Source organism: Plantimonas leprariae (assembly GCF_008802405.1).
Taxonomy (GTDB): Bacteria; Pseudomonadota; Alphaproteobacteria; order Rhizobiales; family Rhizobiaceae; genus Plantimonas; species Plantimonas leprariae.
The window spans coordinates 1-16,457 of the sequence record NZ_VZDO01000032.1 but is presented as its reverse complement, the minus strand read 5'-3'; the positions used below and the strand labels follow the sequence as shown (position 1 = coordinate 16,457).

Sequence of the window (16,457 nt, the reverse complement as noted above, 5' to 3'; positions counted from 1 at the left end):
GGGCGAGGCGCCCGTGCTCGGACCGATCGACCCGCGCGTCCACGGCACCGGCCCGAAGCCGATGCCGGCGATGGCCGCTGAATAACCGGAACGGAGCGTTCAGTCGAACAGGTGACGCCATGAACATCGAAGTTCTGGTGGACTGCCACGCGACCATTGGCGAGTCGCCGACGTGGTCGCCCCGAGACGGGGCGATTTACTGGATCGACGTCAAGGAGCCCGCTTTGCACCGGGTGGATCGCGAGGCGGTTCTTCAGCGCTGGCCGCTCCCGACCGATGTAGGTGCCTTCGCGCTGACGGATGGGCCACCGGGCGCCGTGGTTGCTCTGCGAACCGGCCTGTTCGACTTGGACCTGAGCACCGGCAGAACCAGCCTGGTCGCGCCGCCTCCCTTCGACCCCGACCGTTTCCGGTTCAACGAGGGCATCTGCGATGTGCACGGCCGATTTTGGGTCGGAGCGATGTTCGACCCGCGGCCGGGCCACGAAGCGCCGACCGCCGCCGCGCCGCTGCACCGATTCACCCGCGCCGAGGGCTTGGTTGCTGAGCCCGACCTAGCCGAACTGCATAACGGTGCCGCCTGGAGTCCCGACGGCCGTAGCCTGCTGCTGTCCCATTCCAACGAAGGGACCGTTTGCCGTTACCCCTATGACCCGGAGACCGGCACGATCGGTTCCTGCCAGCTCTTCGCAAGGGTGGCGGAGAGTAAGGGGGTGCCGGACGGGGCCGCAGTAGATGAGGAAGGCTGCTACTGGTCTGCGGTCCATGGCGGAAGCGCGCTGCACCGCTACGATCCAGAAGGCCAATTGGTGGGTGTTGTGGACCTGCCGGTCAGCCAGCCCACCATGTGCGCCTTCGTTGGCGACGAACTGGACGCGATGGTGGTCACGAGCGCCACGGACAAGCTGACGCCCGAGCAGCGGGCACGCGAACCCCTGGCAGGGGCCATACTGCGGCTGCGGCCCGGGGTCCGCGGCATCCCGCGCCCCTGTGTAGTCCGATAGTTACTCAAACCACGAGTTGCCGGGTGTGCGACTGACCGGCTCATCGAGCGTCTTTCACCCTACCGGTTCGCCTGATCCCGCCTCGGAGAATGCCATGTCACTGACCGTTGCCGACTTCATCTGGAAGCGCTTGCAGGAATGGGGCCTGCACCGGGTCTACGGCTACCCCGGCGACGGGGTCGGCGGGCTGGATGTGGCGCTGGAGAAGGCCCTGAAGGGCAAGCACGGCAACGACACCGGCATGGAGTACGTCCAGGTCCGGCACGAGGAGATGGCGGCCTTCATGGCGTCCGCTCATGCCAAGTTCACCGGTGGGGTGGGGCTCTGCTACGCCACCTCCGGACCCGGCGCGATCCACCTCTTGAACGGGCTGTACGATGCCAAGATGGACAACGCGCCGGTGGTCGCGATCGTCGGCCAGCAGGCGCGCACAGCGCTGGGTGCGCACTACCAGCAGGAAGTTGACCTAGTCACGTTGTTCAAGGACGTGGCCAGCGACTACGTCGCCATCGCCACCCTGCCGGAGCAGATCCGCCACTTGGTGGACCGCGCCGTGCGCATCGCCCAGAACAAGCGCTCCGTCACCTGCATCATCATCCCGAACGATCTGCAACTGCTGAGCTACAAGGACCCGCCGCTGGTGCACGGCACCACCCATACGGGCGTCGGGTTCCCGGCGGAAAGCAAGGTGCCGGAGCTGGCGGGGCTGCAGGCGGCGGCAAAGGTCCTGAACGAAGGCAAGAAGGTCGCCATGCTGGTGGGCGCCGGCTGCCTCGATGCCACGGACGAGGTGATCGCGGTGGCCGACAAGCTGGGCGCTGGGATCGCCAAAGCGCTGCTGGGCAAGGCGGCCGTGCCGGACGACCTGCCCTTCGTCACGGGCGGCCTGGGGCTGCTGGGCACCAAGCCGTCCTGGGACCTGATGCAGGATTGCGACACGCTGTTCATCGTCGGCTCCTCCTTCCCCTACAGCGAGTTCCTACCCACGCCCGGTACCGCACGCGGCGTTCAGATCGACATCAAGGGCGACAAGCTCAGCCTGCGCTACCCGACGGAGATCAACCTCGTCGGCGACAGCGCCGAAACGCTGAAGGCACTTCTGCCGCTCTTGGAGCAGACGACCGACACCAAGTGGCGTGACACCATCAAGTCCAACCTCGATGACTGGTGGAAGGTGCTGGAAGCCCGCGCGATGGATTCCGCCGACCCGATCAACCCGCAGCGCGTGTTCTGGGAGTTGTCGTCGCGGCTGCCGGAGAACTGCATCGTCACGGCGGACAGCGGTTCCGTCGCCAACTGGTACGGGCGGGACCTGAAGTTCCGGCGCGGCATGAAGGGGTCGCTGTCCGGCTCGCTGGCCTCCCTGGGAGCGGCGACGCCCTATGCCATCGGCGCCAAGATGGCGTTTCCCGAGCGCGTGGTGATCGGCACGATCGGCGACGGTGCCATGCAGATGAACGGCCTGAACGAGATGATCACCATCTCGAAGTACTGGCGGGACTGGTCCAACCCGAAACTGATCATGATGGTGCTGAACAACCGCGACCTGAACCAGGTGACCTGGGAGGAGCGGGTGCAGTTGGGCTCCGGCAAGACGGAGAGCACGCAGTCGATCCCGGACTTCCCTTACGCCAAATATGCCGAGCTCTTGGGGCTGAAGGGCATCTTCTGCAACGAGCCGGACAAGGTCGGCGCGGCTTGGGACGAGGCGCTGGCAGCCGATAAGCCGGTGATCCTGGAGTTCTTCACCGACCCCAACGTGCCGCCGCTGCCGCCGCACATCACGCTGAAAGACGCGCTGAACTTCATGACCATGATCCCGTCCGAGCCGGAGCTGGGCGGCGTGCTGAAGAATTCCGCCAAGGAGCTGCTCTCGACCATCGTGCCGGGCCGCTGAGGCCGGCATGGCGACTGGCACCCCGATCGGGACCGTCACGGCACGGGCCTTCACGGTTCCGACAGACGCGCCGGAAGCCGATGGCACCTTCGCCTGGAGCGACACCACGCTCGTCGTGGTGACCGTTGCGGGCGGCGGTGCGACCGGCCTCGGCTACACCTACAGTTCGGGCGGCGTGACCGCTCTCGTCACCGGCAAGCTGGCGCAGGCGATCGGCGGCCAGGATGCCTTCGACGTGCCACTGTGCCATCGGCTGATGGTCGACGCGGTGCGCAACATGGGCCGGTCCGGCCTCGCGGCGACGGCCATCTCCGCCGTCGATGCCGCGCTGTGGGACCTGAAGGCCAAGCTGCTCGGCCTGCCGCTCGCCGCCCTCATCGGACGCGCCCGGGAAGCCGTGCCGATCTACGGCAGCGGGGGCTTCACCTCCTACGACGACGCGCAGCTCACGACCCAGCTCGGCACCTGGGTGGATCGCGATGGCTGCCGCATGGTCAAGATGAAGGTCGGCACCCATCCGGAGGACGATCCACGCCGCGCCCGCGTCGCCAAGGGCGCGATCGGCGACGCCAGCCTCTTCGTGGACGCCAACGGGGCTTATTCCGTCAAAAAGGCCTTGCTTCTCGCCCAAACCTTTGCCGCCGAATGCGGCACCGCGTGGTTCGAGGAACCTGTCTCCTCCGACGACCTCGATGGTCTCGCGCAAGTGCGCGACCACGCTCCGGCCTGCATGGACGTTGCCGCTGGCGAGTACGCCTTCAACACGGACGACGCCCGCCACCTGCTGGAGCGGCGAGCCGTCGACGTGCTGCAATGCGATGCGTCGCGCTGCCTGGGGATTACCGGCTTTCTCACCGTCGGCATGCTGTGCGACGCTCACCATGTGGACCTGTCCGGTCACTGCGCCCCGGCGTTGCATGTCCACGCGGCAAGCGCGGTGCCGCGCCTGCGCCACCTGGAATGGTTTCACGACCATGTCCGCATCGAGCACATGCTGTTCGACGGCGCGCCAGTCCCGAAGGACGGCGTCATCCGCCCCGACATGACCCGGCCCGGACTCGGTCTCGAGTTCAAGCAGCAGGATGCGGAGCGCTTTGCAGCATGAGTAACCGTGTCAACGTCAACACGCACGACCCGACGGGCGGTATTTTCGCGGCGTTGGCTTTGCTGGGCGGGACTGCTGCCGTGGGTGCCGGGCTGCTTGCCCGCCGGCCGCATGGAGACTTGGCCGCGCTGGAATCGATCCCGTCCCGGCTGGTGCCGGCGCGCAGATCCTTTCCGTTCGCACCCTCTCCCACTGTAGACCGCCGCCATGCCGTAAAGGCGGCGCGGCGACTGAACCGCGCAGCCGGGCTGATCGCCACCTCCGTGCTCTTGGACAGCGCGGTGGAGCACTATCGCGGCGCATTCAGCAACAAGGCGATGTACACCCCGATCGTGGTGTCCGCCCTGTCGCTGGCCGCCAGCCTGCACGGCCATCGGGATCGCAACACCGTCGCACACAGGATGCGGGACGGGGTGTACGCCCTGGCCGGGTTGACGGGCGTCGTCGGCACCGGGTTCCACATCTACAATGTCGGCAAGCGCGTCGGCGGCTTCTCCTGGCAGAACCTGTTCTACGCGGCGCCGCTGGGCGCGCCCGCCGCCATCAGCCTGTCGGGCATGGTGGGATTCCTGGCGGAGCGGGTGCGGGACAACCGGCCGGGCACGCTGCCGACCGTGGTGGGGTTGCCGGCGGGGCGCGTGGTTGGGCTGCTGACCAGCCTGGGTCTGCTCGGCACCGTGGGCGAGGTCGGGCTGCTGCATTTCCGCGGCGCCTACCACAACCCGGCGATGCTGGTGCCCGTCACCCTGCCGCCGGCAGCCGCCGCCCTGCTCGGCGCGGCTTCGCTCGGCAGAGCGCGGCAGCCACGCCCTTTCACCCGCTGGTGGCTGCGCGTCACCGGGCTGGTGGGCGTGCTGGGTGTCGGATTCCACGCCGTGGGCGTGGCGCGCAACATGGGCGGCTGGCGCAACTGGACGCAGAACATCCAAGCCGGGCCGCCCCTGCCGGCGCCGCCCGCTTTCACCGGCTTGGCACTTGCCGGGCTCGCCGCACTCGGCCTCTTGCAGGATCAACCCGATGAGCGATGACGTTTCGCGCGGCCGCTACCCCGGATACGACGTTCTGGACAAACGAAACACGCCGTCCTGGAACGACAGAACGCGGCAGGTGATCGACGCCCGTCTGGCGGTGGAGGACACGCCGCGCTTCTTCGCGCTGGAGGAGTGGCGCACGCTGCGGGCGCTGTGCGACCGGGTGGCGCCGCAGCCGGCCGGCCGGCCCCGCGTGCCGGTCGCGGCGCTGGTGGATCGCCAGTTGGCGGCTCGCAAGACCAAGGGCTTCCGACTGGCGGACATGCCGCAGCCTTGGGACGCTTGGCGTCGCGCGCTGGCAGCGCTGGAGGAAGTGGCATTGCGCGACCACGGCCGGTCGTTCGCGATGCTGACCGCGTCCGATCAGGACGCGGTGCTGCAGGACCTGCAGCACGGGAAGCTGACGGCCGCCGCGCTCGACGGCATGCCGCCCAAGAACTTCTGGGACGCTCACGTCAACCACGACGTGATCGGTTCCTACTACTCGCACCCCGAAGCCTGGAACGAGATCGGCTGGGCCGGGCCGGCGTCGCCGCGCGGCTATGTGCGGTTGGATCTGGACAATCGCGACCCGTGGGAGCCGACGGAGGCGAAACCGGGTCGGGAGGCCCAGACCGAGAGGGCGAACAAGCGTGTCATCTGATCCCTTTGCCGCGCCGCGGGCTGCCGGCGGCCGCGCCCCGGACGTGTTCAAGCCCGGCGCATGGGTGCCGATGCGGCAGTTCGCCGAGTCCGAGGAGGTGGACTTCGTCGTGATCGGCACCGGTGCCGGCGGCGGTCCGGTAATCGCCGGGCTGGCGGAGCAGGGGTATTCGGTGATCGGCTTCGACGCCGGGCCGTACTTCCGTCCGCTGGAGGATTTCGCGTCCGACGAGACGGAGCAGGAACAGCTTTACTGGAACGACGACCGCATCTCCGTCGGCGAGAACCCGCTGGTGATGGGCGGCAAGAACAGCGGCAAGGCGGTGGGCGGCTCCACCGTGCATTTCGCCATGGTGTCGCTGCGCTTCCGGCCGGAATGGTTCAAGGCGCGCACTGCGCTCGGCTACGGCGTCGATTGGCCGCTCAACTGGCGGGAGATGTGGGACTGGTACGCCAAGGCGGAGCGGGCCTTGGCGATCTCCGGCCCCATCACCTACCCCTGGGGGCCGCACCGGCCGCGTTACCCCTACCGGGCCCACCCGATCAACGGCGCTGCCCAGCTCCTGGCGCGCGGCGCCGAGGCGATGGGCTACGATTGGACGGAAACGCCGCTCGCCACCGTGTCCGCTCCCAGGGGCGACTCGCATCCGTGCGTGTATCGCGGCTTTTGCCGCTTCGGCTGCTCCACCAACGCCAAGCAGAGCCAGCTCGTCACCTTCATCCCCCGTGCGCTGAAGGCGGGGGCGGAGATCCGCGACTTGGCGATGGTCGGGCGGATCGAGACGGGGCCCGATGGCCGCGCCACGGGTGTCCACTTTCTGCGCGAGGGACATTGGCGCTTCCAGAAGGCGCGCAACGTCGTGGTGGCGGGCTACGCGATCGAGACGCCGCGCCTCCTGCTGGCCTCCTCGACCGACCGCTTCCCGGAAGGGCTGGCCAACAGCAGCGGCCTGCTCGGCAAGAACCTGATGAGCCAGTCGAACCAGGCGGCCTGGGGCTACATGGACGAGGTGGTGCGAGCCTACAAGGCGCCGCCCTCCACCACCATCACCGAGCACTGGAACTACGAGGACAGGAAGGACTTCTTCGGCGGCTACTGCTGGATGGCGCAGGGCCCGCTGCCGATCGAGACGATGACGATCCTGACCGGCAGCAAGAAGCTGTGGGGCGCCGCGCTGCACGAGGAGATGCTGCGCTACAACCATCTGGTCGGGCTGAAGATGGTGGGCGAGCAGCTCCCGGACGAGCGCAACCAGGTGACGCTGGCCGACGACTTGGACCAGTACGGCCTGCGCATTCCGCGCATCACCTACAGTTGGGGCGACAACGACAAGGCGCTGATCAATCACGCGCTGGACCAGATGACCACCAGCCTCGGCCTGGTGGGCGCCAAGGATATCTGGCGCCAGGAGAACGACATGAACCACCTGGGCGGCACGGCGCGCATGGGGTTCGACGCGGACACCAGCGTGGTGGACGCGGACTGCCGGAGCTGGGACATCCCGAACCTGTGGATCTGCGACGGATCCGTGTTCCCCACAGTCGGCGGGGTGAACCCGTCGCTCACCATCACCGCCATCGCCATGCGCACCGCGGCCCGCATCGGGGCCATGGCGAAGCGAGGCGAGCTGTCGTCCTCGGCATCACGCATGGCTCGGGCTTAGGGTGCTGCTTCACGTGCGCTGGCTCTCAACGCTCCCACGTCCGGCGCCGGGGTCGGGCGACCAAGCTGATTGCCACGAGGTCCTTGGTGGCGACCACGGACGGCACGTAGCCGTCCAACGAGGAACCGGCGCCGTTCGTCGCGCCGCCCGCTACTTGGCAATGGCGTGCTTCCTCGCTTCCGGCCTGCTGCTCGGGGGGTGTGGTGTGCTGCACCGCGGCTTCCTGTCGCCGGCCGGGCCGGTCGCGCAGATCATCCACGACGAATTCCTGTTCGTCTGCTTCGTGATGCTGTTCGTGATCGGTCCCGTGTTGCTGCTGGTGCCGCTGGTCGCCTGGCACTACCGGCTGTCGAACACCAAGAGCGCCTACCGCCCGCAGTGGGGCTTCAACTGGTCCTTGGAAGGGCTGATATGGATCCCGCCCACGGGGATCGTCGTGCTGCTCGCGGTGTTCCTGTGGCGGGACACGCACCGGCTCGATCCCTACAAGCCGCTGCCCGGCGAGGCGATCACCGTGCAGGCGATCGCAGCCGACTGGAAATGGATCTTCGTCTACCCCGAAGAGGGCGTCGCGGCCGTGAACCGGCTGGTGATCCCGGCGGGGCGCCCGGTGCACCTGGACCTGACCAGCGCCACGGTGATGCAGTCGATCCTGATGCCGCGCCTGGCCGGGCAGATCGCCGTCATGGCGGGAATGCGCACCCAACTCAACATCCAGGCCGATCGGCCCGGCAGCTTCTTCGGCGAGAACACGCAGTTCAACGGCACCGGCTTCCAGAACCAGAAGTTCGGCGTCGATGCGATGGACGAGGCAGGTTTTGCCGGCTGGTTGGCGGAGGTGCGGGCACAGCCGAACCGTCTGGATGCCATGGAGTACGAGAAGCTCACGCGTCGCAGCACGCTGCCGAACCCGCTCGCCTACGCTGCGGTGCAGCCTGGGCTGTTCGACCGGGTGGTGTCGCTGCAACAGCCGAGCGGGCATGCGCTGGAGCTTGAGAAGCCGCCGCAGTCCCCCCGGACGGTGGCGGTGGACAAGGGCATGCCGCATGATCACGGGAAAGCCCAATGAACGATCCGAGCTTCGCCACCTTTCTGTTCGGGCAGCTGAGCTGGGGGGCGCTGCCCTTCGTGCGCGCCTGGCGCGAACCCAACATCAGCGAGATCATCGGCGCAGGGGCCGGAGCGATCGTCGTGCTGGGCGCCGTCGGTGCGATCGCGCTGATCACCTGGCTGCGCGCCTGGAAGTACCTGTGGACCGAGTGGTTCACCAGCGTCGATCACAAGAAGATCGGCATCATGTACGTGGTGCTGGCCGGCATCATGCTGTCGCGAGCGCTGATCGAGGCGGTGCTGATCCGCACCCAGCAGGCGGTCGCGATCAACGCGCCGGGCTACGTCGAGCCGGGGCACTTCGCCCAGCTGTTCACCACCCACGGCTCCATCATGATCTTCTTCATGGCGATGCCGTTCCTCAGCGGGCTGATGAACTACGTGGTGCCGCTGCAGATCGGCGCGCGGGACATGGCGTTCCCTTACCTCAATTCCATCGGCTTGTGGCTGACGGTGGGCGGGGCCGGCCTGATGATGGTGTCGCTGGCCGTGGGCGAGTTCTCCACCGGCGGCTGGAGCGGCTACCCGCCCTACACGGAGCTGGCGTTCAGCGGCGGCGTCGGGCCGGACTACTGGATCTGGGCCGTGACCCTGTCCTCGTTGAGCTCGGTAACGGTCGGCATCAACCTAGCCTGCACCATCTACAAGTTCCGTGCACCCGGCATGACCTTCCTGCGCCTGCCGATGTTTTGCTGGACCTCGCTCTGCACCGCCATCCTGATGATCTTCGCCATGCCGCCGCTGACGGTGGCGACGCTGCTGCTGGCCGCCGACCGTTACGCCGGGATGCACTTCTTCACCGACGACGGCGGCGGCAACATGATGAACTACGTCAACCTGTTCTGGTTGTTCGGCCATCCCGAAGTCTACATCGTGGTGCTACCGGCCTTCGGCGTGTACTCCGAAGTCATCTCAGCCTTCTCGTCCAAGGAGCTCTACGGCTACAAGTCCCTGGTGATCGCCACCATGGCGATCGCCGTTTTGTCCTTCACCGTGTGGCTGCACCACTTCTTCACCATGGGGCAAAGCGCCAGCGTCAACGCGGCCTTCGGCATCGCCACCATGACGATCGGCATTCCGACGGGGGTCAAGATCTACGACTGGATCTGGACCATGTTCCGGGGCGAGGTGCGGTTCACCCCGCCCATGGTGCTGTCCATGGCCTTCATGATGACCTTCGTGCTGGGCGGCTTTACCGGCATCATCCTGGCCACCCCACCGCTCGACTACATGATGCACAACACGCTGTTCCTGGTGGCGCACTTCCACAACATGCTCATCCCCGGCACGCTGTACGGCCTGCTGGCGGGCTACATGTACTGGTTCCCGAAGGCGTTCGGCTTCCGGTTGAACGAGAGATGGGGATGGCTCAGCGCGGGCTGCTGGATCTCCGGGTTCTACCTGGCGTTCTTCCCACTTTACGTGCTCGGCGCCGCCGGCATGGCGCGGCGCACGCAGCAGGTGTTCGAGCCCTCGTTCCGTCCCTGGCTGCTCGTCGCCCTGTTCGGCGCCTTCGTCCTGTTGACAGCCCTGACCACGTTGTTCGTCCAACTCTACGTGTCCATCCGGGACCGCCACGCCAACGCGGTGCCCGTCGGCGACCCATGGGACGCTCGCGGCCTCGAATGGTCCGTCGCCGCTCCGCCGCCGGAATGGAACTTCGCGACCATCCCCCATGTCGGCGACCGCGACGCCTTCTACTGGCGCAAGCGGGCCGGCGGTGCCTACCACCCGGCCGACCACTACCGCGACATCGAGATGCCGCGGAACACGGCCTGCGGCCTGATCATCGGCGTCGCCGCCGGGGCGTGCTGTTTCGGGCTGGTGTGGCGCATCTGGTGGATGACGCTGCTGTTCGCCGGGCTGGTCGTCGCCACCGTCATCGTCCGCTCCTTCATGCGGAACGTGACCAAGACGATCCCCGGAGCAATGGTCGAGGCCGCTGATCGGCGCTGGATCGCCGAGGCCCAGGCGGCCCGGTCGGTGCCGCGGGAGCAGGAGGAAAGCAGCCTCAACCAGGGCCGCGCCAAGATCTTCCCCCAGCCGACGGCGAAGCACGCATGACCAGCGCCTCGCCCGGCCCGACACTGCTGCACGCAGGGCTGAACCTGGACCACGCCACCCGCGAGGAGGCGGAGCAGGTCGAGAGCGACGTGTTCGGCTTCTGGATCTTCCTGATGAGCGACGCGGTGGTCTTCGCGCTGCTGTTCGCGTTGTTCGGCACCTCGCTGGAAGCGACCGCGGGCGGCCCGGACCTGGCTCGGGTGGTCAAGCTCGGGCCGGCCTTCATCGAGACCATGCTGCTGCTCGCCTCCTCCTTCACCTTCGGCATGGGCTCGATCATGCTCAAGCGCGGTGCGAAGCCCCGGCTGGCCCCGCACTTGCGTCCCGCCGTCCTGTGGCTGGGGCTGACCTGGGTTCTGGGCGTCGCCTTCCTGGGCATGGAAGCCAACGACTTCGCCACCATGGCGCGGGAGGGCGCCACCGCCGACCGCTCCTTCTTCCTGTCCGCCTTCACCGTGCTCGTCGGCACGCACGGGCTGCACGTGCTGACCGGCATCGTCTGGTTGCCGGTCCTTCTGCTTCAACTCGCCATCGGCGGGCTCGATCGGCCCTTGAAGGTGAACATGATCCGCTTGTCGCTGTTCTGGCATTTCCTCGACATCGTCTGGATTGCCATCTTCTCCGTCGTCTACCTGCAGGGAGCGCTGCGGTGACCTCCCCCACCATCGAGCGCGACGAGGTTCGCTCCCTCATCCTCGGCTACGGCCTGGCTCTCCTGTTCACCTTGTCGGCCTTCGGCCTGGTGGCGCTCCAGGTGCTGACGGGGCGGCAGGCGTTCTACACCGTGCTCGGCCTCGGGCTGGTGCAGATGCTGGTGCATTTCCGCTTCTTCCTGCACATCGACCTGCGGCGGAATAGTCGGCCTGACCTGCAACTGCTGCTGTTCTCGGCGGCGATTGTCGCCCTGATGGTGGGCGGCACGCTGGTGGTGCTGTTCAACCTGCACGGGCGGATGATGTGAGCGCGTCCAAGCCCATCGAGGCCTACGCGCTGATCGGCGACGGCCACACGGTGGCGCTGGTGGCGCGCGACGGCGCCATCGACTGGCTGTGCTGGCCCCGCTTCGACAGCGATGCCTGCCTGTCCGCCCTCTTGGGAACGGAGGAGCACGGCACCTGGCGCATCGCCCCCGCTGACCCCGCGACCGTGACCCGGCGCTACGCCGGGGACGACCTCGTGCTGCGGACCGAGTTCGCCGTCACCGACGGACGTCTGGTGCTGACCGACTTCATGCCGGTGCAACGGGCCGGGACGTCGGCCATCGTCAGGCGGCTGGAGGCGCTCGACGGGCCGGTCGAGGTGGACGTGCTGCTCCGGCTGCGCTTCGGCTACGGCGAGGTTCCGCTCTGGTGGGAGCAGAAGGATGGAGGCCTCGTCGGCGAGGTCGGTCCCGACACGGTGACGCTGCGTGGCCCCGGCCTTTCGCTTGAGGGAGAGGTGGTGCGCGCCCGCCTCACGCTACAAGCCGGCGAGCGGGCCGACTACGTGCTGCAGCACTTCTCTCTGCCGGCTGGAACTCCCGAGCCCGTCGATCCTGCCGCGGCCCAGGACGAGACCGAGCGTTGGTGGCGCGACTGGATCGGCACGTTCAACAAGTCGACCAACTGGCCAGAGGCGGTCCGGCGCTCGCTGCTGACACTACGTGCGCTGACCTACCTCCCGACCGGTGGCATCATTGCCGCGCCCACCTTGGGCCTGCCAGAGAAGCCCGGCGGCACAATGAACTGGGACTATCGCTATTGTTGGCTGCGTGACTCGACCTTCACGCTGACGGCATTGCTGAACGCCGGGTTCAAGACGGAAGCGGAGGCGTGGCAGCAGTGGCTGTTCCACGCCATCGCCGGGGCGCCGGACAGGATGCGTATTATGTACCGCGTCGATGGCGGCCGTCAGATCGAGGAGCGGACCCTCGAACATCTGCCGGGTTGGAACGGCGCCCGGCCCGTCCGCGTCGGCAACGCCGCGGCCGGACAGCGTCAGCTCGACGTCTATGGCGAGGTGCTCGACAGCGCCCGGCTGTGCCAGAAGGCCGGCATCGTTCGGAGCGACAAGGGCCGGGCGACCGGGAAACGGCTGGTCGAGCAGGTGGAGCGCCTCTGGGAGGAGCCGGACCAGGGCATGTGGGAAAGTCGCGCGGCCCCGCAGCACTACGTCTACTCCAAAGTGATGGCCTGGGTCGCAGTCGACCGCTACCTCGCCCTCGGCGACGTCGGAGGCGCCCGGCGCGGCGAGCTGGAAGCGCTCCGGGACAGGATCCACGCGGACGTCTGTGCGCACGGGTACGACGCCGGCCGCCGCAGTTTCATGCAGTGCTACGGTTCGCGGCATCTGGACGCGAGCGCGCTGCTGCTGCCGCTTGTCGGCTTCCTGCCGGCTGACGACGAGCGCATCGCCGGCACGTTCGCCGCGATCGAGAAATGCTTGATGGAGGGGGGCTTCGTCCGCCGGCAGGAGGCGCCGTGGCTCGGCAAGGAGGAGGGCGTGTTTCTGCCCTGCACATGCTGGCTGGCGGACGGGCTGGCGATGGCCGGGCGGCGCGAGGAGGCGCGGGTGCTGTTCGAGCGCGTGCTCGGAATATCCAACGACCTCGGACTCTTGTCGGAGGAGTACCACGTCCCGTCCGGTCGACTGGTCGGCAACTTCCCCCAGGCGCTGGCGCATATCGCCGTCGTCAACACCGGGCTCAGCTTGTGCGGCCCCACTCTGCAACGCGGCGGCGGCTGAGCCGCGCACGTGCGAGGAATGTGACATGGCCAGAATAGCCGTTATCACCGGCGCCGGCGCCGGCGTCGGTCGCGCCGTAGCCGAGGAGTTCGCCCGCAACGGGTGGCATCTTGCGCTGGTGAGCCGCGACAAGGATCGCCTCGCGTACGCCGCCGAGAGCCTGATCGGCCGCTACGGCATCCGCGCCATCGCGGTGCCGACCGACGTTGCCGATGCCGATGCCGTCGAAGCGGCGGCGGACCGGGCGGAGGCAGAGCTCGGCCCGATCGACGCGTGGGTCAACGTCGCGATGTCGACCGTGTTCTCGCCGGTCAGCAAGCTTAACCGCTGCCGAGATCAAGCGCGGCACAGACGTCACCTATCTCGGCCAGGTCCATGGCATGATGACTGCGCTGGCGCGCATGCGGACCCGCAACCGTGGCACCATCGTCAACGTCGGCTCCGCGCTGGCCTATCGTTCCGTCCCGCTGCAGGCGATCTATTGCGGCGCCAAGGCGGCCATCCGCGGCTTCACCGACAGCCTGCGCTCGGAGATCATCCATGATAAGCTGGATGTGCACATCACCATGGTGGACCTGCCCGCGGTGAACACGCCGCAGTTCGACTGGGCGATGAACAAGATGGGCAAGAAGGCCCAGCCAGTGCCGCCGATCTATCAGCCGGAGGTGCCGGCCCGGGCGATCTACTTCGCCGCTACGCATCGCCGCCGGGACGTGTGGGTCGGCTTCCCGACCGTGAAAGCCATCTTGGCCAATCGCATCGCCCCCAGCCTGATCGACCGCTACCTCGCCAAGGCCGGCTACAGCGGCCAACTCACCGGTGAGGATCTGCCGGCCGACGCTCCAGACAATCTCGACCGCCCGGTACCGGGCCCCTACGGCGCGCACGGCCGGTTCGATCGGCTCTTGGCGTGGGATGCGCTGGTCAGGTTGGTTGGCGGGGCAACGACGCTGTGCTTAGTGTTCGCAATACCGGGCGCACATCCACTCGCGCTCCTTAACGTCAGGCTTTGAAGGCTGTCGGTCTTCGGACGGACTACCGGCGCACGACGCGGCACGACCCTTCGACGCGGGGCATCTGGAGCGCGTCGCGACCGTTCACGTCTCCGGATCGGCGAGACCCGACGGGTGCGCCACGAGAAAGGCCGAAGGCCTTATCGCCGATCAGGCACGTACGCGCACTTCAGCGGGATCGTGGCTTACCCGCCGCCGACTCGGTCTCAATCCAAACCGCGTCCTTCACGTCCGTTCTCTCACGCGCGACGAACCGGCTTGTCGACCAACGATCCAAAGGTGAAGCCCGACGGGCCTCATGCCAAAACGGGCGTCAAGATGACCATGCCATACAGTTTCTATCGATGTAGCAGGCAACCCGTGGGGGCAGGAACGAGACGTAGAGAAACGCAGCCCCGATTTCCAGCGCCTGCGCGGGCTCGACTCCGCCACTCGGAATGACGCAGGGTTTAGCGACCCGCGCTTCAGGGCGCGATGAGGACCAACTGGATCGCGCCAACGTGGTCGTCAAACAGGAATATGGCGATCTTCGCCCCTACCCGACCGCGTAGAGCGCACACGCATATTCTTGGCGAGTTTGCGTAGTAACCCTGTCTTCGTCGCAGCGGTCGTGAAACCTCCACTCCTCGATACGACATACTTTTCCTCGAAGGCGATCTGATAGATCCCGGTTCGGATGAAATTTACTTTGAAGATCTGCTCACCCTCGTCGGTCTCGCCGTCCGGCTCGGCTTCTAGAACGAACATGTCGTCGATGATGGACGTACCGAGGGCTGCTTTGGCAGCGTTCATGTTCAAGGGGTCGATCCCGATTGTCCACCTGACGCCGCGAACCGTCTTCCCGTCGTCGTCCAGGAAGTTCACATCTTTCCGCATTTTGATGCCATGATTGCTGACGTTGCTTCCGACGAGTGTCAGATACAGTGCGTTCCGCTCGGTCAGGAATGCATACAGATCGCGTGCGATCTGAGGCACGCACCCCCACGGTCCAAGCTTGGGTTTGCTCATCCACCAAATTCCCACGCAAGGCGTTCCCGAAGCCGCAAAATGTGAGCTCAAACGCCATTATCACATGAAGCTTGTTGCCCAAGAACGATTCTGTCAAGCGGTCTAGGATCCCAACTCGGAGAACGAATGTCTGATGCCGACCGAGCCCATGTCCTTCGCCGAGTTCAAGCGCGCACAGGAAGCCGTCGGCCTGACGGACGCTCAGCTCGCGCAGATGCTGGGTTTCGAAGACCCGCAGCACCTGCGTCGTCTGAAGACCAGCCCGGACAAGGCTCACCACAAGCGGGTGATGCCGTACACCGCGCGATTGATGCGGGCTTACGTCGATGGATATCGACCGTCGGATTGGCCGTCGAGCGAAAGCAAGGACAGGAGACGTGGCGCAGCGAACACGGTGAACGTGGGCGTACTCGCGCGACTGGATAGCTTGGAAGCGGAGATCGCCGCCCTGCGGAAGATGGTCGACCCGGGAATGGCTGGGGATCGCTCGAAGGGCTGATGCATTCGGACAAGCCGGCGTCTGCAGCTTCGGTACGCATCGAACCCGTTCGGCTTCCCGAGAGTGGTTGGCGAGACTACGGCATAGGTCCAGTTCGCCAGCACTCATAACGCGACGTTTGCAAGTCCTCCCGCGAACGATAGATTGTTTCGATGGAACTCGAAATTGCAGCCGGGATGTTCGACGCGCTTGGCAACCCGACCAGACTGAGAATTCTCCACCATCTCGCGAACGCCGGCGAACAGGGCATGCCGGTTGGCGCTCTTCAGGCGGAGATCGGCATTCCGAACTCGACGCTCTCACATCATCTGGCCAAGCTGGCGAACGTCGGCCTTGTCAGTCAGGAGCGCCGTGCGACGACACTGGTATGCCGAATTGTTGGCGAGACCTTGTCTACCCTGTCGACCTACCTCGCCAACCCGAGGCCTAAGGCTGGCTGAGCATCACGCGCGAAGCGCGACCAGCGACCTCGGCGAACTCTGTCCCAAAAACTTGACGGCGAAGGAACATGTTCCTGCAAGCCGGGGCACACTCTCGTCCGGATGCGGACCAGCTCGATGCGTCCGGACGCGGCCCGCCGACGTGGGACGATAACCTTGTTCGGATCCACTGGCCGTTAACCGAAGATCGACCTGGACGAGCAGCTCGACATCGCGAGGGCGCGACAGGAGATCTTCGATTTCGTCGCCGACCGCA

General features: G+C 66.6%; 16 protein-coding genes and 1 pseudogene. 15 read left to right on the top strand and 2 right to left on the bottom strand.

Annotated features, from left to right (window positions below; translation table 11 throughout):
• The first annotated feature begins 119 nt into the window (after window positions 1–119).
• The 13 genes and pseudogenes from F6X38_RS23095 to F6X38_RS23040 all read left to right on the top strand — a co-directional run bounded on the left by F6X38_RS23095 (window position 120) and on the right by F6X38_RS23040 (window position 14,254).
• Window positions 120–1,004 (top strand): SMP-30/gluconolactonase/LRE family protein, encoded by an 885-nt coding sequence (locus tag F6X38_RS23095; protein ID WP_150974071.1) that lies wholly within the window; start codon window positions 120–122, stop codon window positions 1,002–1,004.
• A gap of 94 nt (window positions 1,005–1,098) precedes the next feature.
• The gene (locus F6X38_RS23090; RefSeq protein ID WP_202618071.1) at window positions 1,099–2,901 is read left to right on the top strand and encodes a thiamine pyrophosphate-requiring protein; all 1,803 of its coding nucleotides are present in this window, start codon (window positions 1,099–1,101) and stop codon (window positions 2,899–2,901) included.
• Between the two features lie 7 nt (window positions 2,902–2,908).
• On the top strand, window positions 2,909–4,006 hold the full coding sequence (locus F6X38_RS23085; RefSeq protein ID WP_150974069.1) for an enolase C-terminal domain-like protein: 1,098 nt from the start codon (window positions 2,909–2,911) through the stop codon (window positions 4,004–4,006).
• Window positions 4,003–5,034 (top strand): hypothetical protein, encoded by a 1,032-nt coding sequence (locus tag F6X38_RS23080; RefSeq protein WP_150974067.1) that lies wholly within the window; start codon window positions 4,003–4,005, stop codon window positions 5,032–5,034. The genes F6X38_RS23085 and F6X38_RS23080 overlap by 4 nt, the downstream gene beginning before the upstream one ends.
• Window positions 5,024–5,680, top strand: a complete 657-nt coding sequence (locus F6X38_RS23075; protein WP_150974065.1) for a gluconate 2-dehydrogenase subunit 3 family protein — start codon at window positions 5,024–5,026, stop codon at window positions 5,678–5,680. The genes F6X38_RS23080 and F6X38_RS23075 overlap by 11 nt, the downstream gene beginning before the upstream one ends.
• Window positions 5,670–7,343, top strand: coding sequence for a GMC family oxidoreductase (locus F6X38_RS23070; protein ID WP_202618070.1), 1,674 nt, complete (start codon window positions 5,670–5,672; stop codon window positions 7,341–7,343). The genes F6X38_RS23075 and F6X38_RS23070 overlap by 11 nt, the downstream gene beginning before the upstream one ends.
• Window positions 7,344–7,503: 160 nt before the next feature.
• The gene (locus tag F6X38_RS23065) at window positions 7,504–8,412 is read left to right on the top strand and encodes a COX aromatic rich motif-containing protein (RefSeq protein ID WP_150974063.1); all 909 of its coding nucleotides are present in this window, start codon (window positions 7,504–7,506) and stop codon (window positions 8,410–8,412) included.
• Window positions 8,409–10,517 carry a cbb3-type cytochrome c oxidase subunit I gene (locus F6X38_RS23060; RefSeq protein WP_150974061.1) on the top strand — a complete coding sequence of 703 codons (2,109 nt, stop codon included), beginning with the start codon at window positions 8,409–8,411 and terminating at the stop codon, window positions 10,515–10,517. Before F6X38_RS23065 ends, F6X38_RS23060 begins: the two co-directional genes overlap by 4 nt.
• Window positions 10,514–11,170, top strand: a complete 657-nt coding sequence (locus F6X38_RS23055; RefSeq protein ID WP_150974059.1) for a cytochrome c oxidase subunit 3 — start codon at window positions 10,514–10,516, stop codon at window positions 11,168–11,170. The genes F6X38_RS23060 and F6X38_RS23055 overlap by 4 nt, the downstream gene beginning before the upstream one ends.
• The gene (locus F6X38_RS23050) at window positions 11,167–11,478 is read left to right on the top strand and encodes a cytochrome o ubiquinol oxidase subunit IV (protein ID WP_150974056.1); all 312 of its coding nucleotides are present in this window, start codon (window positions 11,167–11,169) and stop codon (window positions 11,476–11,478) included. Before F6X38_RS23055 ends, F6X38_RS23050 begins: the two co-directional genes overlap by 4 nt.
• Window positions 11,475–13,241: a glycoside hydrolase family 15 protein gene (locus F6X38_RS23045; RefSeq protein ID WP_150974054.1), complete on the top strand. Its 1,767-nt coding sequence runs from the start codon at window positions 11,475–11,477 to the stop codon at window positions 13,239–13,241. Before F6X38_RS23050 ends, F6X38_RS23045 begins: the two co-directional genes overlap by 4 nt.
• Before the next feature lie 25 nt (window positions 13,242–13,266).
• Window positions 13,267–13,506: pseudogene (locus F6X38_RS24345) on the top strand (SDR family NAD(P)-dependent oxidoreductase); the annotation flags it as partial.
• A complete protein-coding gene (locus F6X38_RS23040; protein WP_202618069.1) occupies window positions 13,454–14,254 on the top strand; it encodes an SDR family oxidoreductase in 801 nt (266 codons plus the stop codon). The pseudogene F6X38_RS24345 and the gene F6X38_RS23040, both read left to right, overlap by 53 nt.
• Before the next feature lie 507 nt (window positions 14,255–14,761).
• Here F6X38_RS23040 and F6X38_RS23035 read toward each other — a convergent pair.
• The gene (locus F6X38_RS23035) at window positions 14,762–15,262 is read right to left on the bottom strand and encodes a hypothetical protein (RefSeq protein WP_150974052.1); all 501 of its coding nucleotides are present in this window, start codon (window positions 15,260–15,262) and stop codon (window positions 14,762–14,764) included.
• 133 nt (window positions 15,263–15,395) lie between these two features.
• Between F6X38_RS23035 and F6X38_RS23030 the strand changes: the two genes are divergently transcribed.
• Both F6X38_RS23030 and F6X38_RS23025 read left to right on the top strand, forming a co-directional pair.
• Entirely contained in the window at window positions 15,396–15,761 is a 366-nt protein-coding gene (locus F6X38_RS23030) for a hypothetical protein (protein WP_150974050.1), read from the top strand.
• A 152-nt stretch (window positions 15,762–15,913) separates the two neighbouring features.
• Window positions 15,914–16,201, top strand: a complete 288-nt coding sequence (locus F6X38_RS23025; protein ID WP_150974048.1) for an ArsR/SmtB family transcription factor — start codon at window positions 15,914–15,916, stop codon at window positions 16,199–16,201.
• Window positions 16,202–16,204: 3 nt separating this feature from the next.
• Here F6X38_RS23025 and F6X38_RS23805 read toward each other — a convergent pair.
• The coding region (locus tag F6X38_RS23805; protein WP_210248908.1) for a hypothetical protein at window positions 16,205–16,457 on the bottom strand (253 nt) is incomplete at its 5' end.

What these genes read in the sequence shown, in the direction of transcription:
- F6X38_RS23080 (WP_150974067.1), top strand. Translation starts at nt 4,003, where the DNA reads ATGAGTAACCGTGTCAACGTCAACACGCACGACCCGACGGGCGGTATT.
- F6X38_RS23055 (WP_150974059.1), top strand. Translation starts at nt 10,514, where the DNA reads ATGACCAGCGCCTCGCCCGGCCCGACACTGCTGCACGCAGGGCTGAAC.
- F6X38_RS23030 (WP_150974050.1), top strand. Translation starts at nt 15,396, where the DNA reads ATGCCGACCGAGCCCATGTCCTTCGCCGAGTTCAAGCGCGCACAGGAA.
- F6X38_RS23035 (WP_150974052.1), bottom strand. Translation starts at nt 15,262, where the DNA reads ATGAGCAAACCCAAGCTTGGACCGTGGGGGTGCGTGCCTCAGATCGCA.
- F6X38_RS23040 (WP_202618069.1), top strand. Translation starts at nt 13,454, where the DNA reads ATGCCGATGCCGTCGAAGCGGCGGCGGACCGGGCGGAGGCAGAGCTCG.
- F6X38_RS23060 (WP_150974061.1), top strand. Translation starts at nt 8,409, where the DNA reads ATGAACGATCCGAGCTTCGCCACCTTTCTGTTCGGGCAGCTGAGCTGG.
- F6X38_RS23075 (WP_150974065.1), top strand. Translation starts at nt 5,024, where the DNA reads ATGAGCGATGACGTTTCGCGCGGCCGCTACCCCGGATACGACGTTCTG.
- F6X38_RS23085 (WP_150974069.1), top strand. Translation starts at nt 2,909, where the DNA reads ATGGCGACTGGCACCCCGATCGGGACCGTCACGGCACGGGCCTTCACG.
- F6X38_RS23095 (WP_150974071.1), top strand. Translation starts at nt 120, where the DNA reads ATGAACATCGAAGTTCTGGTGGACTGCCACGCGACCATTGGCGAGTCG.
- F6X38_RS23065 (WP_150974063.1), top strand. Translation starts at nt 7,504, where the DNA reads ATGGCGTGCTTCCTCGCTTCCGGCCTGCTGCTCGGGGGGTGTGGTGTG.
- F6X38_RS23090 (WP_202618071.1), top strand. Translation starts at nt 1,099, where the DNA reads ATGTCACTGACCGTTGCCGACTTCATCTGGAAGCGCTTGCAGGAATGG.
- F6X38_RS23025 (WP_150974048.1), top strand. Translation starts at nt 15,914, where the DNA reads ATGGAACTCGAAATTGCAGCCGGGATGTTCGACGCGCTTGGCAACCCG.